Origin of the sequence: Bifidobacterium sp. ESL0790 (genome assembly GCF_029395435.1) — a bacterium.
GTDB lineage: Bacteria > Actinomycetota > Actinomycetes > Actinomycetales > Bifidobacteriaceae > Bifidobacterium.
In genome coordinates this window covers 782,474-808,421 of record NZ_CP113915.1, presented here as the reverse complement: position 1 = coordinate 808,421, position 25,948 = coordinate 782,474, and the positions used below count along the sequence as shown (strand labels likewise).

The 25,948-nt window shown below is 62.4% G+C and carries 18 protein-coding genes; 6 read left to right on the top strand and 12 right to left on the bottom strand.

What is annotated here, in order from left to right; all coding sequences use genetic code 11:
- Positions 1–88 precede the first annotated feature (88 nt).
- The gene (locus tag OZY47_RS02905; RefSeq protein ID WP_277178572.1) at positions 89–2,866 is read right to left on the bottom strand and encodes a DNA translocase FtsK; all 2,778 of its coding nucleotides are present in this window, start codon (positions 2,864–2,866) and stop codon (positions 89–91) included.
- Between the two features lie 128 nt (positions 2,867–2,994).
- Here OZY47_RS02905 and OZY47_RS02900 point away from each other — a divergent pair, with 128 nt between their 5' ends.
- Positions 2,995–3,786, top strand: a complete 792-nt coding sequence (locus OZY47_RS02900) for a Fic family protein (RefSeq protein ID WP_277178570.1) — start codon at positions 2,995–2,997, stop codon at positions 3,784–3,786.
- Positions 3,787–4,051: 265 nt separating this feature from the next.
- Here OZY47_RS02900 and miaA read toward each other — a convergent pair whose 3' ends face one another.
- A complete protein-coding gene (gene miaA, locus OZY47_RS02895; protein WP_277178568.1) occupies positions 4,052–5,092 on the bottom strand; it encodes a tRNA (adenosine(37)-N6)-dimethylallyltransferase MiaA in 1,041 nt (346 codons plus the stop codon).
- 196 nt (positions 5,093–5,288) lie between these two features.
- Between miaA and OZY47_RS02890 the strand changes: the two genes are divergently transcribed.
- On the top strand, positions 5,289–6,062 hold the full coding sequence (locus tag OZY47_RS02890) for a GTP pyrophosphokinase family protein (protein WP_277179104.1): 774 nt from the start codon (positions 5,289–5,291) through the stop codon (positions 6,060–6,062).
- 406 nt (positions 6,063–6,468) lie between these two features.
- A complete protein-coding gene (locus OZY47_RS02885) occupies positions 6,469–7,485 on the top strand; it encodes a Bax inhibitor-1/YccA family protein (RefSeq protein WP_277178566.1) in 1,017 nt (338 codons plus the stop codon).
- Between the two features lie 58 nt (positions 7,486–7,543).
- Here the strand turns inward: OZY47_RS02885 and OZY47_RS02880 are convergent, their stop codons facing one another.
- Together OZY47_RS02880 and OZY47_RS02875 are read right to left on the bottom strand one after the other, a co-directional pair.
- Entirely contained in the window at positions 7,544–8,416 is an 873-nt protein-coding gene (locus OZY47_RS02880; protein WP_277178564.1) for a DUF559 domain-containing protein, read from the bottom strand.
- Between the two features lie 290 nt (positions 8,417–8,706).
- On the bottom strand, positions 8,707–9,609 hold the full coding sequence (locus OZY47_RS02875; RefSeq protein WP_277178562.1) for an Ltp family lipoprotein: 903 nt from the start codon (positions 9,607–9,609) through the stop codon (positions 8,707–8,709).
- A 219-nt stretch (positions 9,610–9,828) separates the two neighbouring features.
- Between OZY47_RS02875 and OZY47_RS02870 the strand changes: the two genes are divergently transcribed.
- Both OZY47_RS02870 and OZY47_RS02865 read left to right on the top strand, forming a co-directional pair.
- Positions 9,829–11,289, top strand: coding sequence for a sensor histidine kinase (locus tag OZY47_RS02870; protein WP_277178560.1), 1,461 nt, complete (start codon positions 9,829–9,831; stop codon positions 11,287–11,289).
- Between the two features lie 493 nt (positions 11,290–11,782).
- Positions 11,783–12,484, top strand: coding sequence for a response regulator transcription factor (locus OZY47_RS02865; RefSeq protein WP_277179102.1), 702 nt, complete (start codon positions 11,783–11,785; stop codon positions 12,482–12,484).
- A gap of 82 nt (positions 12,485–12,566) precedes the next feature.
- Here OZY47_RS02865 and acnA read toward each other — a convergent pair whose 3' ends face one another.
- Positions 12,567–15,287 (bottom strand): aconitate hydratase AcnA, encoded by a 2,721-nt coding sequence (gene acnA, locus OZY47_RS02860; RefSeq protein ID WP_277178558.1) that lies wholly within the window; start codon positions 15,285–15,287, stop codon positions 12,567–12,569.
- Positions 15,288–15,494: 207 nt separating this feature from the next.
- On the opposite strand from acnA, the gene OZY47_RS02855 reads away from it, so the two are divergent.
- Positions 15,495–15,719 (top strand): hypothetical protein, encoded by a 225-nt coding sequence (locus OZY47_RS02855; protein ID WP_277178555.1) that lies wholly within the window; start codon positions 15,495–15,497, stop codon positions 15,717–15,719.
- 298 nt (positions 15,720–16,017) lie between these two features.
- Here the strand turns inward: OZY47_RS02855 and OZY47_RS02850 are convergent, their stop codons facing one another.
- From OZY47_RS02850 to OZY47_RS02820, 7 genes are all read right to left on the bottom strand, one after another.
- Entirely contained in the window at positions 16,018–18,708 is a 2,691-nt protein-coding gene (locus OZY47_RS02850; RefSeq protein WP_277178553.1) for an HAD-IC family P-type ATPase, read from the bottom strand.
- A complete protein-coding gene (locus OZY47_RS02845) occupies positions 18,689–19,483 on the bottom strand; it encodes a hypothetical protein (RefSeq protein ID WP_277178551.1) in 795 nt (264 codons plus the stop codon). The genes OZY47_RS02850 and OZY47_RS02845 overlap by 20 nt, the downstream gene beginning before the upstream one ends.
- A gap of 20 nt (positions 19,484–19,503) precedes the next feature.
- A complete protein-coding gene (locus OZY47_RS02840) occupies positions 19,504–20,802 on the bottom strand; it encodes a TRAM domain-containing protein (protein WP_277178548.1) in 1,299 nt (432 codons plus the stop codon).
- A 158-nt stretch (positions 20,803–20,960) separates the two neighbouring features.
- Complete coding sequence (locus OZY47_RS02835; RefSeq protein WP_277178546.1) at positions 20,961–21,782, bottom strand: DUF3159 domain-containing protein; 822 nt, start codon at positions 21,780–21,782, stop codon at positions 20,961–20,963.
- Positions 21,783–21,842: 60 nt separating this feature from the next.
- A complete protein-coding gene (locus tag OZY47_RS02830) occupies positions 21,843–22,754 on the bottom strand; it encodes a DUF3710 domain-containing protein (protein ID WP_277178544.1) in 912 nt (303 codons plus the stop codon).
- Positions 22,755–22,970: 216 nt separating this feature from the next.
- Positions 22,971–23,831, bottom strand: a complete 861-nt coding sequence (locus tag OZY47_RS02825; RefSeq protein WP_277178542.1) for an exodeoxyribonuclease III — start codon at positions 23,829–23,831, stop codon at positions 22,971–22,973.
- Positions 23,832–23,932: 101 nt separating this feature from the next.
- Positions 23,933–25,948, bottom strand: coding sequence for an ABC transporter ATP-binding protein (locus tag OZY47_RS02820; RefSeq protein WP_277178540.1), 2,016 nt, complete (start codon positions 25,946–25,948; stop codon positions 23,933–23,935).

The window sequence follows — 25,948 nt, the reverse complement described above, 5'->3', positions numbered from 1 at the left end:
CATCACAAACTTAAGATTTCTTCCAACTCGTTAAGTAATTCTACTGTTCAAAATCTTTGTTTAGCAAATTCCAGTTTTAAACCGAATCTCAGGACTCAGTAGTTGAAACGTCTGGCGCAGCGGCGTTCGGAGCGGGAGCGGCGCTGGGCTCGATGGAGCCGGTTTTGCCTTGGATGAAGTCGAGGACCTGGGTGAGGTCCTGCGGCTGGACGAGCACCTCGCGGGCCTTGGAGCCCTCGGATGGGCCGACGACGCCGCGTGATTCGAGCAGGTCCATCATGCGGCCGGCCTTGGCGAAACCAATGCGCAGCTTGCGCTGGAGCATGGAGGTGGAGCCGAACTGCGTGGTGACCACGAGTTTCGCGGCCTCCAGCAACGTGTCCATGTCGTCGCCGATCTCCTCGTCGGGATGGCTCTCCTGCTCCTCGGCCTTCTTGGCCATCTGCTCGATGTCCTCGCGATAGTGCGGCTTGCGCTGGGTGCGCACGAACTGGACGGCCTGGCGAATCTCCGACTCGCCGACCCACGATCCCTGCACACGCACGGGCTTGGCGGAGCCCATCGGCAGGAAGAGCGCGTCGCCCTGGCCGATCAACGACTCGGCGCCGGTGGTGTCGAGGATGACGCGGGAATCGGTGGCCGACGAGGTGGCGAAGGCCAGACGTGAGGGGATGTTGGCCTTGATGAGGCCGGTGATGACGTCGACCGACGGGCGCTGGGTGGCGAGCACCAGATGCACACCCGCGGCACGCGCAAGCTGGGTGATGCGCTGGATGGAGCTTTCGACGTCGTTCTTGGCCAGCATCATCAAATCGGCCATCTCGTCGACGACCACGACGATATAAGGATATGGGGCGACCTTGCGCTTGGAGCCCAGCGGCGGGTGCACCTTGCCGGCACGCACGGCCTTGTTGAAGTCCTTGATATGGCGGAACCCGAAGTATTGCAGGTCGTCGTAGCGGGCGTCCATCTCCTTGACCACCCATTCCAGCGCCTGCGCGGCCTTCTTGGGGTCGGTGATGATCGGCGTCAGCAGGTGCGGAATACCTGCGTAGGCGGAGAGTTCCACACGCTTGGGGTCGACCATGATCAGGCGCACCTCTTCGGGGGTGGCGCGCATGATGATCGAGGTGAGCATGGAATTGATGAAGCTGGACTTGCCGGAACCGGTGGCGCCCGCGACCAGCAGATGCGGCATCTTGGTGAGGTCGGCGGTGACGAAATGGCCCTCGACGTCCTTGCCGACGCCAGCGAGCATCGGGTTCGGGTCGTTCATGGCCTTGTCGCTGCGCAGCACGTCGCCCAGATGCACGATCTCGCGGTCGACGTTGGGGATCTCGATGCCGATGGCGGATTTGCCCGGGATCGGCGAGAGGATACGCACGTCGCTCGACGCCACGGCGTAGGCGATGTTGCGACGCAGGTTCGTGACCTTCTCGACCTTGACGCCCGGGCCGAGCTCCACCTCGTATTGGGTGACCGACGGGCCACGCAGGAAGCCGACGACCTTGGCGTCGACGTTGAACTGCTGGAACGTGGCGGTCAGCGCGCGGATGACGTTGTCGTTGGCCTTGGTGCGGGTGGCGTGCGGCTTGCCGTGCACGAGGATGTCGAGGCTGGGCAGGTGGTAGGGCTTGTTGGACTCGTCGTCCTCGGCATCGTCATTTCGGCCAGGCGTGTTGGCGCTGACGTTACCGCCCGCCGCGCCGCTGGGGTCGAAGGCGCTGTTGGCCACGGACGGATCGAGGTTGGCCGCTCCCCCGGCGATGCCCTTGACCAACGGCTCGGAGGCCTTGCCATCCTGGCCGATGACGGACCATGGGTCGGGGCCTGTGGAAGCGATGGGCATGGTCGTGGAAATATTGTCTTGGACTTTGGTGACCTCGCCGGTCACCGGGTCGACGACCTCATCCTGAGCTCCTGCGACGATGGGCGTCTCGTCGGTTCGCCCTTGCAACACCGCGGCTTTGTCGAAGGCGTCGTCACCGGCGTAATGGTCGAGCTTGGCGTCATCGTCACCGGCGTTGCCGGAACGGGAGAATATCTTGGAGAAGAAGCCGCGGATGCCACGCTTGCTCGCCTTGGCGTCACCAGAATCGGCATCATCGATCTCATCGTTGCCGTCGTGTGTGGGCACGCCCGCCGCGAGCGGAAGCGTCGCGCCGTCGAGCTGGACCTCGTTGGGGAACTGCGCATCCAAACCGTTTCCGGCGATATCCTGAGCTTCGGCGTCATCGTGACGCGAGAAGAGGTCGTGAATCCTGCCAGGCAGCTTGGTTACATCGAGCCTGGCGATCAGCGACAGAGAATAGAGCGCGACCAACACGAAAATAATGACCGCGAACACCGGCGAAAGTCCCCAGGCCAGAGGCGAGCCGAGCACGAAACCGAAGATGCCGCCGGCCTCGCGCAGCACGGCCATGTCGAAGTGGTGGGAGGGCGAGGCGACGATGGCGTCGATGATCGAGCAGATCGAGAACAGCAGCAGCGCGGAGCCGATGACCACGCGCAGGCTGCCCTTGTGCTTCTCCGGGTCGAGCAGCAGGCCGACCGCAGCCACCACCAGGAAGACGGGGAGCAGCACGCTCATCATGCCGAGCAGGCCGGCGGCGAAGAGGTGCAGCCAGCGACCGAGGAAGCCGTCGACGCGGAACCATTCGGAGGCGCAGAACATGATGGCGACGATGAGCAGCACGAAGAAGCCTGCGATGCGGCATTGCTTCGGGTAGCGGCGCCAGATCGGGCCATCTTGCGGCGGCATCACCTTGGTGGCGTCATCGGCCTTGCGGGCGCGACTGGAAGACCCGCCGGCCTTGCCGCCACGGGCCTTTCGGGATGTACTGCTGGATTTCGCTCTACGTACCATAACATGTGCGATTCTACGTCAAGCCCCGCCCGTGGGGCGAAAAGCGGTGGACATTGCTTGTGGACATCCTCGCCGACGCGGCGACGTTCGAAAACGCGGCTGAACGGCCCAGGCCCTAAGATAGCGATATGACCCCTGCCGAACGCGCGAGTGCCGTGGCATTCACCTACAAGAACTGCGAGTTGTCGGGATTGCGACCGAGCCAAACCATGGTCGCCGCGACGAACCACTACCAGCGTGGGGAACTGGACGTCGAAACGCTGCTTGACGTGGCCGAGCTGGGTGTGCGTCAAATCTCGAAGGCCGAAGCCGAGCGAGCGGAATCGCAGACACAAGCGTCATCGTCATCCTCATTATCATCACCATCTTCATCATCGCAGCTGCTGGCGGACCGCGTCTTCGCCCGTTCGATCCGCGCGGTGGAGCTCGGCTGGCTTGAGGACGGGAGCCTCGACGAACTCAAATCAATCCATCGCAGGATATTTGTCGGCGCGATGCCGGGCGCGGGCGAGCTCAGGAGCCGTGACGAGGCTGGCACTCCTTATTTCCCGGCGGCCTTGATCGAGACGGGCGCGGCCAACATCATCACTTCCATGGCCGAGCGACGACGCCGCATCACCGCCAGCCGGACCGCGTTCATCGAGGGTCTGGCCGGTTTCGCGGACGAGCTGACAGCATTGCGTCCGTTCGATTATGGCAATGATATGGTGCTGCGCATCTTCATCTCGCGCTTCGCCCACACCAACGGCTGGGACCTCGACTGGGGCCCGGTGCGCCGAAACGACTACCTGCGGGCCAAACACCTGAGCCTGCGCGCCGACACCAGCGGCTACCACCGCCTCTTCGACACGATCGCCCGCCCCGCCAATCTGACCCGAGTCTTCCTCATCTCCGGCTGGGACCAGGGCCCCGCCCACTAAGCCACCCCAACCTGTGGGAAAAGCACCAAAAACGACCCAAAATGGCGCTTCCCCCACTGATACTGTGAAAAGCACCATTCCAGCCCCAGTTCGGTGCTTTTCTCACTGGTTTGATGATCTACTGCGGGAAAAGCACCTTTTCAGCCCCAGTTTGGCGCTTTCCCCACTGGTCCCGTGAAAAAAGCACCTTTTCATGCCATATTTGGTGCTTTTCCCATAGGTTCCGTGGAAAAAGCGCCTTTTCGGGGCGGTTTTGGCGCTTTTCTCACTGGGTGGCGATGTCGCCTAGGTGGTGGGTCGTGGGGTGGACGTCGGCTGTGGAGTCGGCGGCGTCGTAGTCGCCGGCATCGGCGCGAGTGACGATGGCCATGGCCTGCGCCACCAAATCGTCATTGAGGGCGTTGAGCCAGTGGATGCGGGGGTCGCGGCCAAACCAGCCCATCTGTTTGCGAGCCAGGCGCTTGGTCTTCTGGGCGATGTCGGCAAAAGCCTCGTCCTCGCTCATCTCGCCGTCCAGGAACCGGCCGATCTGCTGGTATCCCAAGGCGCGGGCGGCGGTGACGCTGAGATCGCCCCGGAGCCGCCTCACCTCATCGACAAACCCCTGCTCACGCATCTGCCGGGTACGGATGTCGATGCGCTCGTCAAGTGCCTCGCGCGGCAGATCCAGCCCGATCTGCACGGAGGGAATAACGTAGCGGTAGCGCGGAAGACTTGCAGAATAAGGTCTGCCGGTGACCTCGATGACCTCAAGCGCGCGGATGGTGCGGCGCGGGTTGTGCGGGTCCATGCGCGCGGCGGCCTCCGGGTCCTTCACGACAAGCTCGTCGAACAACGCGCCGGCTCCCTCGACCTGTTCGCGCCGCTCAAGCCTCGCCCGAACATCCGGATCCGTGCCCGGAAAACTGATGTCGTCAATGGCCGCGCGGGCGTAAAGGCCGGAACCGCCGACCAAAATCGGACGAACGCCCCGCGCCTGCAACTTGCGGATCTCGGTGCGCGCGAGCTCTTGGAAACGGGCCACGCTCATCGTCTCGTCTGGCCCGATGATGTCAATCAGATGGTGCGGCACGGCGGCGCGTTCGGCGGCGCTGGCCTTGGCGGTGCCCACGTCCATGCCGCGGTACATCTGGTAGGCGTCGGCGTTGATGATCTCGGCCCGCTCGCCCCAGCCCGCGAGCGCCCGCGCCAACGCGATGCCCAGCCCCGTCTTGCCCGAGGCCGTGGGCCCGATGATGGAAACGACCTTGCGCTGGCCGCCCTCATCATCCGCCAATCCGGCGTTGTCCAATTCCGTCTTGCCCATAACCAGCGATTGTAGGAGACGGCCCGCACAGTCCGTCACGTCCCTCTGTCGAGCAACCTTGCCACGCACCCTTCCAACCAACCATTCGCCAAAACTTCCGCAACCCGTACTCCGTCACCGCACTCCCCGCTCGCCCATCACATCTCACTACATTCACTCAGGAATCATCCAGTTTGACGGCACACCCATCGCTATGATGGAATCCGTGATACTTGATCGACATGAACGAATTAACACTTCCGAGATCCAGGCAAGGCTTGAGAAAGCAACGGAAAACGGCATCGACGCCGGCCCCGGCACCCTCTTCCCCCGCGACGAGATCAGCGAATTCATCGACATGATGCAGGTCTACGAGGGCGCGATGTACGAGATCAGCACGAAGCTCGAGGTGCTCGACAGCGAGTTCCACGTCCACTTCTCGCACGACCCGATCCACCATATGGAGCGCCGCCTTAAGTCCGTCAACTCCATCCTCGGCAAGCTAGAGCGCCGCAACCTGCCGCTCTCCACCGAGGCCATCCGCGACAACCTTTTCGACGTGGCCGGCATCCGCGTGATCTGCAACTACCGCGACGACGTCTACTCCGTGGCCAACTACCTCTCCAGCCAGTCCGACATCCAGGTGCTGCGCGTCAAGGACTATATCAAGAACCCGAAGCAGAACGGCTACCGCAGTCTGCACGTCATCTACGCCGTGCCGGTATTCCTCTCCACCGGCGAGCACTACACGCCCGTCGAGGTGCAGTTCCGCACCATCGCCATGGATTATTGGGCCAGCCTCGAGCACGCCCTGCGCTACAAGTCCGACCTGCCCGACGCCAAGCTCAGCGAGCACTCCCAGACGCTGCTCGACTGCGCGCGCAGCCTGCAAAACATCGAGACGCAGATGCAGAACATCCACCGCGACATCAACGGCGCGCCCCAGCAGGAGGAGGCGCCGACCTCGCAGGCGTTCGACCCAAAGCGGTAAGGCGAGTTTCGGGATTCGGTATTGCGATTCGAGGATTTGATATTTGTGATTCGGGACTCGGAATCTGCGATTCGGATTCCAGGACTCAATATTTGCGATTCAGGATTCGAGACTCGGGACTCATCTCGGTCTCAAGAATTCGCTTCCGAAACGGGATGTGTACCCGGCTTACGAAATCCCTGATACCGGATTTACTTCGACCTCATCGACCCCGCGAAACGCACGCCGCGCACCCGGTGCTCACCATGCGAACATGGAAATATGTCATATGGCGAACGTTTGACCAAAATACGACTGTTTGCGTCCATATTTCACGGATTTCAGCGTTCGCATTCAGCCAATTGCCAGTGTCTACCGATAAACTTGAGTCACACGCAAATAGCGAGAACCAATAAAAGGAGCAGGCATGGCTTTCGGGAACAGGCCTGAAAACAACAACGGCGCGCAACAGCCTTACGGGCAGCCGGCACCATACGGGCAGGGCTACGGCCAGCCCCAGTACAACCAGAACGGCTACCAGCAGAACCAGAATCCTTACGGCAACCAGCCATACGGCCAGCCTTATGGCCAGAACTACGGCCAAAATTACGGCCAGCCGCAATACAACCAATACGGCCAGAACCAGCAGGGCATGCAATATGGCCAGCCCTACTCGCAGCCGCAGTATCCGCAGACCTACGCCGGAGCGGGCGCCGGCACCGCGGCCCCGACCATGACGATGAACGGCCAGGCCGCCTACTCCTTCGAGCACGCGCGCCACACCTCCATCACCAAGGCCTACGGCGAGATGACGCTGGGCCTGCTGCTCACCGCCGTCGTCGCCGTCATCTCCGAAGCCACCGGCGCGCTCTACGGGTTCCTGATGGCCACGGGCATGCTGGGCTGGATCGGCCTGGCCGTGGTGCAGGTGGCCATTGCCATGGTGCTCAGCTGGCGCATCGACAAGCTGAGCGTGGGCGCGGCCCGCACGATGTTCTACGTCTACGCGGCGCTCACCGGATTCACGCTCGCCTCCATCTTCGAGACCTACAGCCTGCCGTCCATCGGCGTGACGCTGGGCCTGTGCGTGGCGTTCTTCTTCGTGCTCACCATGCTGTCGCTGACCACCAAGAAAGACACGCTCAAGGCCGGCCCGATCCTCATGGTCGCGCTGGTGACGCTCCTGGTCGCCGAAATCGTGCTGATGTTCCTCTCCCCCTCCAACACCGTCCTGATGGTCACCGCCGCCATCGGCCTGGTCATCTTCGCCGGCCTGACGATGTACGACGCCCAGCAGACGCGCGTGATGTTCGACGCCGTCGAGCGCACGGGCGACACGGCGATGCTCAACCGCGTCTCGATCATCTGCGCGTTGAACCTCTACCTCGACTTCGTCAACATGTTCCTCTACCTACTCGAGCTGTTCGGGAATAGCGACAACTGAGGTTTCGCCGCACAAGTCGGTAGATAGGTTTTTGAGATTGGCTTTATATGGCCGCTCCCTAAAACCTATCTACCGACTTGTGCGGTTTTCTCCTGCCATCAGAGCATTCCCACAATCCCATCGGCGTCAATTCGTCCGTCATCCCCGCGCCACGCAACCCCTCGAGAACGTTGTTGAAGAACATATCCAGCGCCATGTCGTCATTGAACATCTCTCCCCACGCCGCGAAAACCAGCCAATTGCCCGCCGCCAACCTGTTGAGCCTCACCGAATCCGCCAGATACTGGCGCAGATGGTGTTGGCCGTTGTATTCGACCGCAACGCGATATTGCGGATAGGCGATATCCAGATATTTTGTGCCCTCCACCGGATCGTCGACCTCGAAATTGACGACGGGCTTGGGGAATCCGCGCCGCAGCATCTCGAGACGAAGCCGCGTCTCCATGGAGGAATCCGTATCGGGCTCGGCAAGATTCAACGCCCTCAGGCATGTGCTCCGGCACGTGAGATATCGCCGTGTCGTGACGAAAGAACGCAGGCGTTCCGGCGTCGTACGTTTCAGCAGCCTATCGCGTCGCATCAACCCATCGGCCAAGGTGACCAGCGGCTCGAATCGCAGAACCTGCGCCAGTTGCGCGAATGTCGCTTCCGGAGTGGTGCACCGCAAACCGGCCACTGTGGTCACACAACCTTGGTATCTCAATTGGTTCCATAGATGGCAGCGCATGCCGGCGGGAAAATGGCGCGACCTTCGGCGTTGGCAGAAGTCGACATCGACCCCGCCATCCGCACAGGCCATCGCGTCGGCGTTGACGCCCAGCAGCTGCAGAGCCGTGCCGAGCGCGAAAACGTGGTTGGCGCCCGACGCCTCGGCGAACTTACGGCATCGCGCCATGGCGTCCTGTTGCGTCCGCCAGGCCTGGTGACGCATCAGCTGGCGGGGATGTGGTTCATTCCATATTTCATACATGGCCCGAACATAACAGGATTGGCCACATCACCGCGACGATTTCGATGACTGTGGTCGAATGGTCGGGGTTATCCACAAGCTCCGGGCGTGTCGCAAAAACACAAGTCGGTAGATAGGTTTTGAGAAACGGCCGAATAAAGCCAATCCCCAAAACCTATCTACCGACTTGTGCGGCGTCAGAGCCGGTAAGTATGCGTCACCTTGGCATTGCCACCCACCGAGAAGGTGTCGTCGACCTCGATCGCCACAATTCACTGATCGAGATGCTGCACGGCATAGTCCGCTTCCTGATCGGTGAACTTATCACCCGCCGGTGAGGTAAGCTGCTCCCGTATGGCCTCAGGACTCATCTGCATGGTCTCCTCATACTGCTTGGCCGAGGCCAAGGCGTTCGCATTGTAATCGGCCTGAAGATTGTCAACGGCGTATTGCGCGGCTTCCGGGCTGAACTTATCACCGGCGGGGCTCGTCAATTGATCGTAGATCCCCTGTTTGCTCATATGCATCGTGTCGCTATACGTTTTGGCCGAAGCCAGGGCATTGGTGTATTCCACCGGCACCTTCGATTTCTGCTGCTGAGACGCTTGTGGCTTAGCCTGCTGCTGCGAGGTGGAGGAGGAAGCGTTTCGCGAGGCCGAATCCATGGCCTTTCCTGTGGCCGATTGCATGCCCAGCGTGACGACGATGGCGATGACGCTCAGCACGGTGCCTGCGATGGTGAGCCCTTTGCCGCGCTTCTTGCCACGGAACACCCCGACCAGGCCGATGACGCCGAACACCACGCCGATGACGCCCAGGATGGCGGCGGCGTTGTTGACGATGGGGATGAAGCTCAGCACCGTGCCGATGATGCCGAGCACGAGCGCGGTCACGCCGCCGGCCGACAGACGCTCCGGCCTGGCGCGCCGTGAATCCAACGGACCCATATTCCCGTTCGTGGTGGGGACAACGGGGAACGGGTCCGGCGTCATCGGCATGACGGAGTTGCCCGCGGGCTGGTTGGTGGCACCACCTTGTCCGCTGGCGGCTTGGGCGTAGACGTTCGTCTGCGAGGCGGCAGCGGGAGTGGAATCTGCCGGTGACGCGACGCCCTGGTTGGCCGGGTCGTTCTCGAACTTGTTTTGCCCGTTGATGGGCTGGGGTGAGTCTGGCATTGGTCCTCTTCTCTTTCGAACTTCCGAAACGATAATGTGGGACGCGGCAAAAACCGACGGCGATTTTCGTATGACGTCCATAGCCGATTATCGCCGAACGAACCATGCCTTTCCATTGGACCAACGGGCCGATTCCATCGCCCAAAAGGGCAAATCCCCAAGCTTTTACAGCCCAAACGTCCAATGGCGTTGACGACACCCCTCCCATAGAATGGCGCTATGACCTCTTTGAAAGACCAGCTGGGGCGCCTGCTCTCACGCGTCGGCATGCAGCCGGACGACTCGCAGATCGTGAACGTGGAGACCAAATGGTGGTGCACCGTGCCCATGGTCGTCTTCGGCTGCCTGATGTGTCTGGTGGAAACGGCGTTCCTCACCGCCGACGCCGACAAACAAGGCGGATTGGGCGCCATATACGGCGTGCTGTCGATGCTGCTCGCGTTCGTCGTCGGATTCGTCTTCCTCGCGAGGTCGAAATACCCTGAATACGTCTTCGCCATCGCCTGTCTGCTGGTGCTGGTGTGCCCGTTTGACTCGATCATCTCGACCATGGCGTTGAGCTCGCTGCTGGCAAGACGGTCGGAGCGGAAGCGCTCGACAGGCGCGATCATCATCGCGGCGGCCATCGCGGTTTTCGCCCAGGCGCGCGACACGTTCCAACCGCTGAAGAACTCGGTCTGGGCCACTCTCTTCGCCAAGCCCCGCGTCGACACCAAGCATGATCCCATCGTCCTGGCCTCCAGCGTCACCACGATGCGCGTCACGGCCATCATCGCGGGGCTTGTCAGCGTGCTCATCGCCACGTTGATCGGCCTGCATATCCGCTCGCGCGCCAATCTCAAAACCGAGACGCTCAAGGCCAACGCGGCGCAGACCCAGGCCGACAATCTGCAGACCAGCCTGAGCAACCAGCAGCTCTCCGACGCGATCGCCGCCGAGGCGCACGACACCCTGGCCCACACCCTCTCGCTGATCGCGCTCAACGCCAACGCGTTGACCATACAGACCGGGAAACTGGCGAAGCTCGCGCGCTCGACGCCTCAGACGGACGGCGATAATACCCTGGACTCCCTGAGCGAATTGATCGAGCGGACGAACCGCGAATCCGAGCAGATACGAAGCCAGGCGGCGCAGGCGGTCGACGAGGCGCACACCGTCATCGACATGCTGCGCGACCCGCAGGCTGCGGTGACCGCGCTCGCCGCCAGCGACGAGACCTCGCTGAGCCGGGCCACCTTGCAGGAGCTGCTGGACTCGTCCACCGACAGTGGCACACGCCTTTCGACGTGGATCGACATCAACCAGCTCAGCGAATTGAACGAAAGCATCGGCAAGGTGGCCTACCGCGCCATTCAGGAGGGGCTGACGAACGCCCGCAAGCACGCGCCCGGAGCGCCGGTCTCCCTAGAGGTCAGCGCACGGCCGAAGGCGGGAATCCTCGTCCATCTCATCAATCCGGTGCCGGCTGGCGCACAAGGCCAGACACAGGCCAAAGCGGGGCAACCCGGACAAACTGGGCAACCTAGCCAACCTGGGCAACCCGGCCAACCAAGCCATGGCGGAGCCGGACTCACCGGGCTCACCGAACGTGTGCGGGGCGCTGGTGGCAACTGCGCCTATGGATTCGACCAACGCGGGCAGTTCAACCTTGAGGTCTCATTGCCCTGGATCGCCAAATAAGACGAACGTTCCGAACAAAATAATGCCGTAACTGGTAACGCATGCATCCGCGGGTTATAGGCCAGAATGTGGTGCTTAAAATCGGGGTTTGGCCTTGCGGGAGTAAGCGTTTTGTGCCGTTATTTTTAACGAGGAAAAATCAGCGATGATCTGGCCTTCCCAGAAAGATTCAAAAATGGGCATGGAAGCCAAAACCAGACGCGCTGAATATCGAGAGAACCGCAGAGAATCGCCATTTCTGTCTTTTTGACGATAACGACAATGAGAAGACGCTATTCAGCACCTGAAGGCCATAGGTAAAAATACCAATTCTAAAACACCACGAAATGGCCTATAACCCGCATCCGCATCTTCATGAATCATTCATTTGATGCGCCGATCTGAATATTTTTCGCGCGTCCACCAAACGCCGAAACCGATACCAAGGCTAGCTTGCCGACGTTCGTTCGCTAGAATTGCGAGTATGAGCGAGGAAACAGCCAATAGCACCAGTATGGGTACCCAAACCGGCAGCGAAACCGGCAGCGACGCCAGCGCCGGCAAGCCGATCACCGTCAGCGTCATCGACGACGATCCACTCATCTGCCAGACCCTGGCCATGATTCTCGCCGAATCCTCCGACGGCGCGATCAAGGTGCTCTCCACGGCCACCGACGGGGTCCAGGCCTTGGAACACGTTCAACAGGAGCATCCCGACGTGGTGCTGATGGATATCGACATGCCCGGGATGGACGGCATCGAGGCGACACGGCGCATGCTCGCCCTCACCCCGCGGCCGCATGTGCTGATTCTCACGGCGCTCAGCCCTTCGAGCACGGTGCAACGCGCCATCGAGGCCGGGGCCGAGGGATTCGTCTCGAAAACCGACCCCGCCGAGAACATCGTCGAACACATCAAAGACGTCTGTCTGGGCAGCCCTCAGTTCAACACCGACAGCCAGCGCCAGCTCATGAGCGACCTCGAAAAAGACCGTTTCCGCTCACGCCGCGACGAGGCGAGAAGGCTGCTCGACTCGCTCGGCGAGCGCGAGCGCAAGGCCGCGATGCTGGCCGCGGAGGGGCTTTCGAACGCCGAAATCGCCAAAAGCATGTTCATCTCCGAACGCACGGTGAAGGCGGAACTCTCGGCGGCGTGCGCCAAGCTCGACGTCAATAGGGTATTGCTTGGCAGAATTGTGGAGCGGGCGGATTTGTGAAAGCACAAGTAGGCAGATAGGTTTTTAAGATTGGCTCTATTCCGCCATTGTTGAAAACCTATCTGCCTACTTGTGCGGGGACCTACCTCATGAGGCCACGCAAGACATACTCCAAAATCCCCCCGTTACGGTAATACTCGGCCTCGCCCGGGGTGTCGATGCGGACCGTGGCGTCGAACTCGACCGGCTTGGTCGCGGGCTTGCCGTCGGCCGCCGGCTTGGTGGCGACGACGTGAACGGTCTCAGGAATCGTACCGTTGTTGAGCGCCTCGATGCCTTGGAAATCATAGATTTCCGTACCGTCGAAGCCCAGCGACTCGGCCGATTGGCCTTCGGGGAACTGCAGGGGCAGCACGCCCATGCCGATGAGGTTAGAGCGGTGGATACGCTCGAAGCTGCAGGCGATGACGACCTTGACGCCGAGCATCAGCGTACCCTTGGCCGCCCAGTCGCGCGAGGAACCGGTGCCGTATTCAGACCCTGCTAATACGACCAACGGGGTTCCAGACTTACGGTAATCAAGCGAGGCGTCAAAAATCGTTGAAGGCTTGCCAGTATCGAAATCGTAGGTGAATCCGCCGGGGCGAATTTCCTCGCCCACCGAGGCAAGCAACTGGTTGCGCAGGCGGATATTGCCGAACGTGCCACGCACCATGACCTCGTGATTGCCACGACGCGAGCCGTAGGAATTGAAGTCCTTGGGTTGGATACCATGTTCCAGAAGATACTTGCCCGCAGGGCTCGAGGCCGGGAATGCGCCGGCCGGCGAAATGTGATCGGTGGTCACCGAATCGCCCAGCAACGCCAAGACGCGAGCGCCACGCACGTCTTCGACCGGCTGCGGTTTGGCGCTCATGCCGTCGAAGAAGATCTGTTTGCACACATAGGTCGAACCCGGATCCCAGGCGAAGCGCTCGCCCTGCGGCACGTCGAGGGACTTCCAGCGTTCGTCGCCTTCGAAGACGTCGGCGTAGTCGCGCACGAACATCTCACGGTTGACCGACGCCGAGACGACCTTGTCAATCTCCTTGTTGCTCGGCCAGATATCGCGCAGGAAAATCTCGCGGCCGGTTGTGGCGTCGGTGCCAAGCGGCTGGGTCTCGAAGTCGAAATCGAGCGTGCCGGCGATGGCGTAGGCAATCACGAGCGGCGGCGAGGCCAAGTAGTTCATCTTGACGTCGGGGCTGATGCGGCCTTCGAAGTTGCGGTTGCCGGAAAGCACCGAGACCACCGTCAGGTCATTGTCATTGACGGCCTTGGAGATCTCGGGCAGTAGCGGGCCGGAGTTGCCGATGCAGGTGGTGCAACCGAAGCCAACCAGCTCGTAGCCGAGCGCGTCCAGATCCTCCTGCAGGCCGGCCTTCTTCAGGTAGTCGGCCACGACCTGCGAACCCGGTGCCAGTGAAGTCTTCACCCACGGCTTAGGCTTCAAGCCATGCTTGCGGGCGGCGCGAGCAAGCAGACCGGCGGCAATCATCACCGAGGGGTTGGAGGTGTTGGTGCAGCTGGTGATGGAGGCGATGGCGACATCGCCGTTCGTGATCTCGAAGTCGCCGCGGAAATCGGTATGCACCGGCACCGGATTTTGGTTGGTCTTTGGCGTCTCGTAGTCCGGCAACGTCTTTTCGAACGTAGCCTTGGCCTCGTCAAGCCTGATGCGGTCCTGCGGACGCTTGGGGCCGGCGATGGACGGGACGACCGTACCGAGATCCAGTTCCATATATTCGGAATATTCAGGTTCCACGTAATCGGGGTCGCTGGTGTCGCCCCAGAGACGATTGGCTTTGGCGTAGGATTCGACCAGCGCAATCTGTTCGTCACTGCGGCCGGTCAGTCGCAGATAATCCAGCGTGACCTGATCAATCGGGAAGATGCCACAGGTCGAGCCGAATTCGGGGCTCATGTTGCCGATGGTGGCGCGGTTGGCCAGCGGCACCGAGGCGACGCCATCGCCGTAGAACTCCACGAATTTGCCGACCACACCATGCTCACGCAGCATCTGGGTGATGGTGAGCACCACGTCGGTGGCGGTGACGCCTTCAGGGATGGAACCGGTCAGCTTGAAGCCGACCACGCGCGGGACCAGCATGGAGATAGGCTGGCCGAGCATGGCCGCCTCGGCCTCGATGCCGCCAACGCCCCAGCCGAGCACGCCCAAGCCTCCGACCATCGTCGTGTGTGAATCGGTGCCGACGCAGGAGTCGAGATAGGCGAGGTCACGCCCGCGCTCCCCCGGCTTGCTCATGACGACCTTGGCCAGATATTCGATGTTGACCTGATGAATAATGCCGGTCCCCGGCGGGACCACGCGGAAGTTCTTGAACGCCTGCTGGCCCCAGCGTAGGAAGCGGTAGCGCTCCCCGTTGCGCTGGTATTCGCGGTCCATGTTGCGTTCGACGGCGTCGGCGACGCCGTAATTGTCGATTTGCACGGAGTGGTCGATGACCATATCGGCCTCGACCTGCGGGTTGATGACCTCGGGGTCGCCGCCCAAGTCCGCCACGGCGTCGCGCATGGTGGCAAGGTCGACGATGCACGGCACGCCAGTGAAATCCTGCATCAGCACACGCGAGGGTCCGAATTCAATCTCATGGCTGGGTTCGGCGTTGGGGTCCCATTTGAGCAGCTCTTTGACCTGGTCCTCAGTGACGTTGACACCATCGATGCGGCGCAGCAGATTCTCGACCAAGACCTTCAGCGAATACGGCAGATGTTCGATGCCCGGCAAATCCGCGATCCGGTAATAATCGACATCCTTGTCCCCGACCCGCAACGTGCCCAGCTGCTCGTCCCGCAATGACATTCGAACCTCCGAAAACTCGACAATGCTCCTGTCTCATTATCGGTCGGAAGAACGTCGGGAACGTTACCAAGGCCGAGTAATGGCCGGTTTCGAAGGAATCACGCCCTGGAATCGTTGGAATATCAACGAAAATCGGTATTCACTATGTGAGACTTTCACAGCGCCGGATCATTTAAAGTGTCATACATATCGTGAGCCAAGACGGCGATGCAACTTTCGGAACCGCAAGAACATGAAACCGAAATCAGCATGATACTTATGAATCGCCAATCCATAAGAACTGAAACACCTTCACTTTGGGGCGTCATTCTTGCGCAAGCAGCGGGGTTATGGAATATGCCGCCCGTTTCTCCCGCGATGAAGCGCGGCATCCGCTGGCAACAGGTCACTTTGGACGCGCAAGAAGGTTTAAGTGGGTGTCTCGACCGTTAAGTGGGTGCCTGTTTTGCCGAGATACGGAGGAAAAGCCTTGTTTTTGAGGTTTTCAACTTGGCCGGGCACCCACTTAACCTCCAAAGCACCCACTTAACAGGTTTGAAGGGTTCCGGAGAGTCCAAATATGGGTTTCGCCCCCCCCCACGGAAACGAATGCCATATCAGAAAACTCCGGCGGCGAACACCATTCATGGGCACAAGCTCTTAAATGCCAAGCTCCTGCGCCATGAACCATTCCAATCAGTGCTTGATGATCATGAAAACAATCATTAGCAATCAGTCCGCGCTCACCGACTCACTTGTTCTTTCCGCGCTTGGTGAGGCTGGAGAAGAGGCGGCCGATGAGGTCGGCGATGGATTGGATGCCCGCGTAGATGACGATGGAAAGCGCCAGCACGATGATGGTGGCCACTGCCGTCCAACCCGTCGGGAACTCGAGTTCGAAGAAGTTCGAGACGATCGGGATGAACATGCCGATCAGGCCGGCCGCCGCGAACGCCGCGACCAGCACGCCGCGCCAGGATTTCAGCGGCTGCGCCACCCGCGCCATCACCAGCACTCCCAGCACGAAGACGGTCATGGCGCAGATGTCGCGCAGCTTCAGCAGGTCGTCCGAGCGCGAGAGATTCCAGCCCATGAAGCCGGGCAGGCACCAGGCGGTGAGGAGCACGGAAAGGGCCACGGATATGCCGCCGGGCAGGGCGAAACGCACCACACGCCCCAGGAAGCCGGGGATGTAGCGGCGGTTGTTGGGCGCCAGGGCCAGGATGAAGGCCGGGATGCCGATGGTCAGCGCGCCGATGTAGGTGATGTGGCGGGGCAGGTAGGGGAACGGGATGAACGTGCAGACCACTCCCAGCGAGATGAGGGCCGAGTAGACCGTCTTGACCAGGAAGAGCGAGGCGACGCGCTCCATGTTGGCCATCACCTGGCGGCCGCGGGCCACCACGTCGGGCAGGTGCGAGAACTTCGAGTCGACGAGCACCACCTGCGCCACGGCCTTGGTGGCGGGCGCGGCGTTGCCCATCGCGATGCCCAGATCGGCCTCTTTCAAGGCCAGCGCGTCATTGACGCCGTCGCCGGTCATGGCCACCACGTGCTTGGTGACGTGCAGGGCGTCGACGATGGCCTTCTTCTGCTCGGGCAGCACGCGGCCGAGCACGTCCACGTTCTCCATGACCTTGGAGAGCTCCTTGACATCGTCGGGCAGCTCGCGGGCGTCCATCGCCACGGGCTTGCGGTCGCCGGTGAGCTTGACCTTCTCGGCGATGGCGCCTACGGTGGTGGGGCTGTCGCCGGAGATGATGCGGCAGCGCACGCCCTGCTCGCGGAACCAGGCGAGCGTCTTCTCGGCGTCGTCGCGGATGTGCTCGCTGCACAGCACCAGCGCCACGGGCACGGCGGTGGGGACCAGCTTGGGCTCGTCGGCGAACGCCTGCGCGGTGCCGGCGGAGGCGGAGAGGCCGGTGCCCGCGGCCCGGGCGAGCAGCAGCACACGCATGCCTTGGCTCGCATAGCGCGCGATGGCATCCTTCGTGGCGCCGAAGTCGCCTTGGAAGCCGGAGAGCAGCATCTCGGGAGCACCCATGTACCACACGTCGCCCCCGCGCACGATGGCGCTCCATTTGCGGGCCGAGGAGAACGGCACGCGGGCGTCGACCGGGCTGGCCACCACGCCCTTGGTGCCGAGCGCCTTGAGCACGGCCGCGCCGGTGCCGTTGGGGTTCTCCTCGTTGGAAAGATCATAGAGGGCCTGCAATGCCTGGGTCTTGAACGCCGAAGGATTGGCCGCCTGGCCCACAGAAATATTGGCTTCGACGCCGCCGTTCGACGCCGGTTCAATAGTGGCACCTACGGTGGCGGTCGGCTGCGAAACTGATGCAGGAGCGGCGAGCTGAGATTGTGATGCTCCCCCAATGGCTCCCCCGGCCGCTACCTGCGCCGGCTGGTCACCCAGCATCACCATGTCGTCGAAGACGATGCCGCCATCGGTCACGGTGCCGGTCTTGTCAAGATTCAGCGCGTCCACGCGGGCCAGCGTCTCCACACTTTCAAGCTCCTGGACCAACGTGTGCTGCCGGGCCAGACGCATCGCCGCGATGGCGAAGTTCAGCGAGGTGAGCAGCACCAGCCCCTCGGGGATCATGCCGACCACGCCAGCCACCGCCGAGACCACGGCCTCACGCCACGAGCCGGTGGAGAAGGCGACGCTCCAGCCGCCCACGGTGCGGATCTGCGAGGCGATGAGCAGGATGCACAGCGGCACGACCACCACGGTCATCACCTTGAGGATGGTGTTGATGCCCTGGCTCAGGTCGGAGACGGTCTTCTTGTAGACCTTGGCCTTGGCGGTCAGCTTGGCCGCGTAGCCCTGCTCCCCCACGGCGTCCACGCGCACGAGCGCCATGCCCGAGACGGCGGTGGATCCGGAATAGACCTCGGCGCCCTCGCCCTTGCGCACGGTGCGCGACTCACCGGTCAGCATGGATTCGTCGAGCTCAAGCCCCCAGGTGCGCACGATGGTGGCGTCGGCCGGCACCTGCTCGCCGGAGCGAATCCAGAGCAGGTCGCCCAGCACAATCTGGTCATGGTCGATCTCGACATCCTGCCCTCCGCGGCGCACCAGCGATTTCGAGGCGACGAGGATGGAGAGCTTGTCGAGCGTGTGCTTGGCCCGCATCTCGGTGAACACGCCGATGCCGGAGTTGATGATGATGACCAGGCCGAAAACGGCGTCCTTCCACTGGCCGGTCAAGAGCACGAGCACCATGGCCACAAAGATGATGGCGTTGAAGAGGGTGAAGATGTTCTCGCGGATGATCTGCCAGAGTGACCGCGAGCTCTCCTCGTCGATTCGGTTGACCTTGCCCTCCTCGGTGAGCGTGCGCACTTGATCGAGGCTCAGCCCGGGCTCGTCGATCTGCGGCAGGCGCGTGGCGGGGGCCTTCACGTTGGTGGTTGTTCCGTTATTGCTGCGTCTTGCCATTGCTTTTCACTTTCAGCGTCACGGTCATGGTCTTGGGATGCGGGTTGTCGTTGACGACCAGCGCCACGGCCTCTTCGAAGGGCCTGACGGTGTTTGAGGACGGGTCGCCATCCGTGTGTGCCGTTACGGAATCGTCTTTCGCGCCATTATCGGCATCATCATTGACATTGAGTATGACAGCGTAAAGTTTGCTGTTTTTCGGCGCGCGCACCGGATCGATGAGGATGACCGGAATGCCGGCCTCCCGCGCCTCCTGCAACGGTTTGGACCATCCGAACGCGCCTGCGAATTTCGAGGCTTTCTTGGAATCCGTGGAAGTGCCGCCCTGCCCGTTCGGCTGCGTGAGGGCCTGCTCGTCGGCGTTCATGCCGTCGACGATGATGGCGCTGACCTTGCGGTGTGTGAGGCTTGTGAAGCTCTCCTGGGCGGTCTGCACCGGCGCCTCGGCCTGGCCGGCGGGCATGTAGACGGCCTTGACGCCCGAGCTCGAGAACGATTCGATGACCTGCTGGTCCAGCGTCGCGTCGCCGGCGGCCACCACGCCCATGAGCAGGTCGGTGCGGTCGATGCTGTCGTGGGTGACGTTGGTGGATTGGTTTCTCGTGTCGCCCACGGCCGAGTTCGTAGGAGTGCAGCCCCCCAGCGCGGGCATGATGCCCACGGCCAACGCCAATGCCAGGCACGAGGCACGGCGCGCGGCACGACGACCGCCTATAAGCCCAAAGACACGGCGTCGAGGGCATGGCACGGCCCCGCGCCCGCGATTCGCCTTCATGCCCCACGCCATGATGTTTCCTAACCCTCGCGGCGCACGAAGAGGGCGATCGTCTCGACGTGATGGGTCATCGGGTAGATGTCGAAGGCCTGAATGTGCCGCAGCTCGTAGCCCAGCTTGACCAGCGTCGCGGTGTCACGGGCGAGGCTGGTGGGGTCGCAGGCCACATAAATCACGCTGCGCGCCCCGGCCTCGGCGATCTGCTTGCAGACGGCGGCTTTGGCCCCGGCGCGCGGCGGGTCGAGCACCACCACATCCGGATGGGCCAGCCCCTCGGGCACGTTGCGCAGCTTGCGCAACACGTCGCCCTGCATGGTGGTGACGTTGCCGACCTTGCCGATGTGCAGGTTGCGCTCGGCGTTGCGCACCGCGATATGCCCGCCTTCGATCGAGAGCACCCCCGCGTGGTGGAAGGTCTTGGCCAGTGGCAGCGTGAAGAGGCCGGAGCCGGAATAGAGGTCCCAGATCGTGGCGGATTGGACGCCCTGCAACTGCTCGCTGACCAGCTTCATGACGTGCTTGGCCAAGGCGAGTGGCGCCATGCGGTGCATCTGCCAGAACCCGCCGGCGTCGATGCCGAACTTGTAGCGTTTGCCGTCAACGTCCACGACCTCCTTGAGTCGCTTGGAGCCAGCGCGCACATGGCCGTCGACCACGATGGCGTAGTTGTCGCCGATGGTCTCGAGCAGGGTCTTGTTGCTCACCCGGGAGACGTGGATGTCGCGCGGCTCGGGCACCGCTATGCGAATCTTGGCGCCGGGCTTGAACTCGTCATCCCACACGCCGTTGGCGCGGGCCACGGCCAGCAGCGACCTGGTGGCCAGGGGCATGGTGTCGATGCGCACCCGGGTGTGGGTGCCGCGCTTGCGCATGGAGGCGCGGCCGGCCTCGTCGGCGATCAGCTCGATGCGCGTGCGCCAGTGCAGGCCCTTCTCGTCCACGTCGCCGCTCATGCGCGCCACCGGCACGTCCTCGAGCTCGACGTGGCCCATGCGGCGCATCTGCTCGGTGATGATGGCGGACTTCCATTTGAGCTGGCCCTCGAGGCTGACGTGGATGAGATCGGCCCCGCCGACTCCCCCGCCTTGCGCGAGCGGACCCGCCAACGGCCAGGACGGCTCGACGCGGTCGGGTGACGGCTCGACGACCTCCACCACCTCGCCGGTCCAGAAGCGGTCGTCGCGGTCGTAGGGCTCGTCCAGCGCAATCTTGACCAGCTCGCCGGGCAGGGCGAAACGTACGAACACCACGCGTCCGTCGATATGGGCGACGCAACGCCCCTGGTCGGCGTAACGTTCGATGCGGACTGTGGCTTGCATAGGATATTCCTCTTCCCCGCGGGAACTTGACCGCGGATTGGTTCGTTGCTATCGATGTCTCGCCAACGCCTGGCCGGCGAAACCACGGAAATCCAAGTCTAGCGTTGCCCGTCGTCCGACGTGCTTGCGGCCGCTACAGCTTGCGCCGTGAGCGTTTCCTACTGTTCGGATTTGGCTATGGTATCGGCGTCGTCTTTGCGGGAATCGACACCATCTTCGGCACTGTCAACGGCAACCATGTCAACGGAATCTGCCTTGTCTTCAACGTCATCCGATTCATCGTCATCCTCGTCCTCAACCACGAATTTCGGATGATGGCGTATCGGGTCGGCGATCAGCAGGTACGACACCCAGATGGCCAGCGCCCAGAATGGCAGCCCCATCAAAAGGCGGGTGGTGCCGAGCCAGGTGACGTGGTTGGTGAGGTAGAGCGGCACCTGCACCGCCAGACGCAGCGCGAAAAGGCACATCCACAGGGCCGTGACGAACACGTAGGCCTTGTAGAGCTTGCGGTCGCCGCGCCAGTCGGCCAGCCAGTCGCGAAAATGCAAAGTGGGCATGGAGCGGATGAACTCGACGAGGAACCCCACGCCGGGCACGCGGATGGCGAGGGTGAACGCGAGGGCGACCAGATAGACGCTGTTGGTGATGAACCCGTAGACGTAATAATTGCGCGCCTCGTGGGTGTTCCACGCCCACACCAGGCAGATCGCCACCGCGATGAGCCCGCTCAGCGCCCCCAGGACGGTCTGGCGTTGCAGCAGGCGGACCACCACCTCCAGCACGGCCAGCACCGCGGAGACGATGATGGTGAGCTTGAGGTCACGGCTGACGACGAACATGACCACGAAGACGAAGCCCGGCAGCATGGATTCGACCACACCGCGCACCCCGCCGATCGCGTCGATGACGGAGAAATCGTCACCCGAGCCAAGGGCGGCCAGCGAGGCCAGGCCGGTCGGTTTGTCGTTCACGCTCATATTCCCAGTTTGGTTTTCCGATTGGTTCCTGTTAATGCCGATTGATTCCCGCCGTCTGGCTCAGCGCAGCTCGGAGAACATCGGACCGCGCGAGATCGTGGTCTGCACCTCGGTCTGCTGGTCGGCCACGAACGGGCCCTTGACGCGCTTGGGGATCTTGTGCCCCTCGTCATCGCCGTCCTCGGCTGCCGCGGCGGCCTCGTCGGCCTTGCGGCGCTGCTCCGGGGAGACGGGCGGATGCATCGGAATGAAGTCGCGGGGCGCGAGCGGCTCCTCGCCGCGGTCCACCACGATTTCGGAGAAGAACTTGTTGAGCGCCTTGGTCTCGGGGCTGCTCGGCTGGGTGGCGGCGCGGCCGGAGAAGATGCCACGCAGCATCCAACGCGGGCCATCGACACCGACGATGCGGGTGGTCACGCTCTTGCCGCCCTTGACCTTGACGGGCAGCTTGACCTCCATGCCGAAGACGCCGGCATGTTCGCTCGCCTTGGAGTTGGAGGCCAGCAGGTCCTCGCGCATGTCGTCCCAGAGGCCCATGGTCTTGGGCGCGGCGAACGCCTCGATCTCAAGGCTCGAGGACTTGTACGAGATCGTGCAGCCGAGCACCTGGCCGCTGGCGCGGTTGGCCTTGACCCTCAGCTCGATCTCCTTCATGAACGGCAGGTAATAGGAGCCCATGTCGAGGTACTCGTCGTAGTCGGGCGCGTCCTCCTCGTCGATGTCCCACGGGCCGTAGATCTCGCCGCGGGCGTTGTAGTCCTCCACGGGCTCGTCGGGGAATTCGGGCTCATCGTCATCGACATCCTCATCGTCAGAAGTCTCAGTGTCATCGGTCTCATCCACCTCGTCAGTGGCGTCATCGGCCTCATCGTCGACTTTATCGGCGTCATCGACGGTCTTGTCGACGTCTTTGGCCTCGTCGTCATCGTCATCGTTCTGGTGCTTCTTCTTGCCGAAACCGAACAATCCCATGGTCCCTCATTTCGTAACGGTGTGTCCGTGCCAAGCCTATCACCCGAACATGATGGACACTTTTTCAATGAATATAAAAAGTGGCCACGCAAATGAACATCGCCAACTATCAGCAACACCTCAAAACGTTGGAAAATCAACGAATTGGATATTTGGCAGATATGGCAAAATGTTCGTTTGCTGGCCACTTTTAAAAATCACGAAAAAAGTGTCCACCTAAATGTCGTAAACGACGCTCAACGGGGCGTGGTCCGACCAGCGGGTGTCGTACGACGGCGCGCGGTCGATGTCGAAGGAGACGGCCTTTTCGGCCAACCCCTTGGTGGCCAGCTGGTAGTCAATCCTCCAGCCGACGTTGTTGTCGAAGGCGCGGCCACGCTGGCTCCACCACGTATAGGGCCCCTGCACGTCGCCGGCCAAATTTCGCATCACATCGACGAATCCGTAGTCGTCGAGCCATTTGTCGACGTAGACGCGCTCCTCGGGCAGGAAGCCGGAATGCTTCTCGTTGGCCTTGGCGTTCTTGATGTCGAGCGGGGTGTGGGCGATGTTCATGTCGCCGCACAGCAGGGCCTGGCGCCCGCCGCCGTCGGCGATCTCGCGCAGCTCGGCCATGCGCTCGAGCATGCGGTCAAGGAAGCGGAACTTCTGGTGCATCTTATTCGGGTCGTCGGTGTTGCCGGCGTGCACGTAGACGCTGGCGATCGTCAGCTCCATGCCGCTGGGGGTGGTGACGTCCGCCTCGATCCAACGGCCGGAATCCACGTCATCCTTCAGGTCCATGAGCCCGTAGCGCTTGTCGGTGACGGGCAGGGCGGAAAGCAGGCCAACGCCCGCGCGGCCCTTGATGCGGCAGACCTCGTCCATGCGCTCGAGCTGAGATTGCTCGCCGACCTTGCCGGCCTTGGCGTAGCCCTCGCCGATGGAGTCGAAGATGGGGTCGATCTCCTCCTGCGGGGCGCGGACCTCCTGCATGCACCAGACGTCGGGGGTGCGCTCCTCGGCCCAGCTGAGGACGCCCTTGCGCTTGGCCGCGCGGATGCCATTGAGATTTGAAGTGGTGACAGTTATGCTCATACGCCCGACGATACACCATCACGCCGCCGACGACGCAGGATGCCCCACCACCGGTTGGGGTGATGGGGCATCCTGGCGATTGGAAATTAGAGGCCGACGGCTCAGTCGACGCCGAGCTTCAGCTTGCCGCCGGGGATCGCGTCGAGCAGATCCTTGGTGTACTGCTGCTTCGGATGGTCGAAGACCTCGTCGGTGGTCGCGTGCTCCACGAGACGGCCCTTCTGCATCACCACCACCTCGTCGGCGATCTGACGGACCACCGCCAAATCGTGGGTGATGAACAGGTAGCTGAGCCCTCGCTCGGCCTGCAGGTCGTTGAGCAGCTGCAGCACCTGGTCCTGCACGAGCACGTCGAGCGCGGAGACGGCCTCGTCGCAGACGATGACGTCGGGGTTCAGGGCCATGGCGCGCGCGACGGCGATGCGCTGGCGCTGGCCGCCGGAGAGCTCGTTCGGATAGCGCTGCATCACCGACTGCGGCATCTTCACGAGGTCGAGCAGCTCGCGCACACGCTTCTCACGGCTCTTCTTGTCGCCAATCTTGTGGATGCGCAGCGGCTCCTCGATGGAGCGGTAGATGGAATACATCGGGTCGAGCGAACCGTACGGGTTCTGGAAGACCGGCTGCACATGGCGTCGGAAGTCGAGCAGGGACTTGCCCTTGAACCCACTGATGTCCTTGCCTTCGTAGGTCACGGTGCCGCTGGTGGGCTCGAGGAGCTTCAGGACCATGTTGGCCACGGTGGACTTGCCCGAGCCGGACTCGCCCACAATCGCCAGCGTGGTGCCGCGCTTGACGGAGAACGAGACGTCGTCGACGGCCTTGAACATCTCCTTCTTGCGGGGCAGCTTGAACTCCTTGGTCAGGTGGCTCACCGTGATGATGTGCTCGCTCTTCTCGAGCGTCTCCTCGCCCTTGACATGGTGCTCCATCAGGGCCTCGGCGTTCTCGCCGTGCGCCTTGGCGGAGATGATGCGCTGCGAAGCCAGCGACGGGGCCGCGGCCACCAGGCGCTTGGTGTAGGGGTGCTGGGGGTGCTGGAGCACCTCGAGCGACGGTCCGGATTCGACGACCTGGCCCTTGTACATCACGACGATGTGCTGGGCGCGCTCGGCGGCGAGGCCCAGGTCGTGGGTGATGAAGAGCACGGCGGTGCCGAGCTCGTTGGTCAGGGACTGCAGGTGGTCGAGGATCTTCTTCTGCACCGTGACGTCGAGGGCGCTGGTAGGCTCGTCGGCGATCAGCAGGTCGGGCCGGCAGGCCAGGCCGATGGCGATCAGCGCGCGCTGGAGCATGCCGCCGGAGAACTCGTGCGGGTATTGGCGGGCGCGGGTGGCGGCGTCGGGAAGGCCCGCCTCCTGCAGAAGCCCGGCCACACGGTCGGTCATGGTGCTGCCGAGCACGTAGGTCTTGGCGATGGTCCACGCCTTCTCGTCATTGACGCCGGCCTTGATGAGGTCGTCGGCCACGCGCCAACGGGTCTCGGAGCCAGGGATCCACTCCTCGGTGAAGTAGTCCATGACGTTCTTGGCCTTCTCGCCGGTCACGCCGGCCTCGGTCAACGCCTCTTCGGCGGCCTTGAGCAGGTCGGGCAGCTCCTTGGAGCCGATGAAGGTCTCGTCGTCGTTGTTTTGGAGGCTCACGTCATCGCCGGCCAAAGCCTGGGCGAGCTTGGAGCGCTTCTCGTGCGAGACGTCCATGTGGTTGGCCTTCAGGGCCTCCTCCACCTGGGTGCCGATGCGCCAGACGGGGTTGAGGTTGCTCATCGGGTCCTGCGGCACCAGGCCCATCTTGTCGCCGAGCAGCTGCTCATACTGTTTGCGCGAGTCGCCGGAGATCTCCTCGCCCTCGAGTTTGATGGAGCCACCGACCACGTGGCCGGTGCCGGGCAGCAGGCCCAGGACGGCCATGGCGGAGGTGGACTTACCGGAGCCCGACTCCCCCACGATTGCGACCCACTGGCCCGGGTAGACGGTGAAGGAGGCGTCGCGCACGGCGTGCACGGCCTTCTTATCACCCGTGGTGAAATCGACTTTGAGGTCCTTGACCTCGAGAATCGGCCCTTGCTCGCGCTGCATGGCGAGGAGCTTCTCATTGGTGTTGTTCATTTCGCTCAT

Coding starts and splice junctions, on each gene's coding strand:
- OZY47_RS02905 (WP_277178572.1), bottom strand. CDS start 2,866: ATGGTACGTAGAGCGAAATCCAGCAGTACATCCCGAAAGGCCCGTGGC.
- OZY47_RS02900 (WP_277178570.1), top strand. CDS start 2,995: ATGACCCCTGCCGAACGCGCGAGTGCCGTGGCATTCACCTACAAGAAC.
- miaA (WP_277178568.1), bottom strand. CDS start 5,092: ATGGGCAAGACGGAATTGGACAACGCCGGATTGGCGGATGATGAGGGC.
- OZY47_RS02890 (WP_277179104.1), top strand. CDS start 5,289: ATGGAATCCGTGATACTTGATCGACATGAACGAATTAACACTTCCGAG.
- OZY47_RS02885 (WP_277178566.1), top strand. CDS start 6,469: ATGGCTTTCGGGAACAGGCCTGAAAACAACAACGGCGCGCAACAGCCT.
- OZY47_RS02880 (WP_277178564.1), bottom strand. CDS start 8,416: ATGCGTCACCAGGCCTGGCGGACGCAACAGGACGCCATGGCGCGATGC.
- OZY47_RS02875 (WP_277178562.1), bottom strand. CDS start 9,609: ATGCCAGACTCACCCCAGCCCATCAACGGGCAAAACAAGTTCGAGAAC.
- OZY47_RS02870 (WP_277178560.1), top strand. CDS start 9,829: ATGACCTCTTTGAAAGACCAGCTGGGGCGCCTGCTCTCACGCGTCGGC.
- OZY47_RS02865 (WP_277179102.1), top strand. CDS start 11,783: ATGGGTACCCAAACCGGCAGCGAAACCGGCAGCGACGCCAGCGCCGGC.
- acnA (WP_277178558.1), bottom strand. CDS start 15,287: ATGTCATTGCGGGACGAGCAGCTGGGCACGTTGCGGGTCGGGGACAAG.
- OZY47_RS02855 (WP_277178555.1), top strand. CDS start 15,495: ATGCAACTTTCGGAACCGCAAGAACATGAAACCGAAATCAGCATGATA.
- OZY47_RS02850 (WP_277178553.1), bottom strand. CDS start 18,708: ATGGCAAGACGCAGCAATAACGGAACAACCACCAACGTGAAGGCCCCC.
- OZY47_RS02845 (WP_277178551.1), bottom strand. CDS start 19,483: ATGAAGGCGAATCGCGGGCGCGGGGCCGTGCCATGCCCTCGACGCCGT.
- OZY47_RS02840 (WP_277178548.1), bottom strand. CDS start 20,802: ATGCAAGCCACAGTCCGCATCGAACGTTACGCCGACCAGGGGCGTTGC.
- OZY47_RS02835 (WP_277178546.1), bottom strand. CDS start 21,782: ATGAGCGTGAACGACAAACCGACCGGCCTGGCCTCGCTGGCCGCCCTT.
- OZY47_RS02830 (WP_277178544.1), bottom strand. CDS start 22,754: ATGGGATTGTTCGGTTTCGGCAAGAAGAAGCACCAGAACGATGACGAT.
- OZY47_RS02825 (WP_277178542.1), bottom strand. CDS start 23,831: ATGAGCATAACTGTCACCACTTCAAATCTCAATGGCATCCGCGCGGCC.
- OZY47_RS02820 (WP_277178540.1), bottom strand. CDS start 25,948: ATGAGCGAAATGAACAACACCAATGAGAAGCTCCTCGCCATGCAGCGC.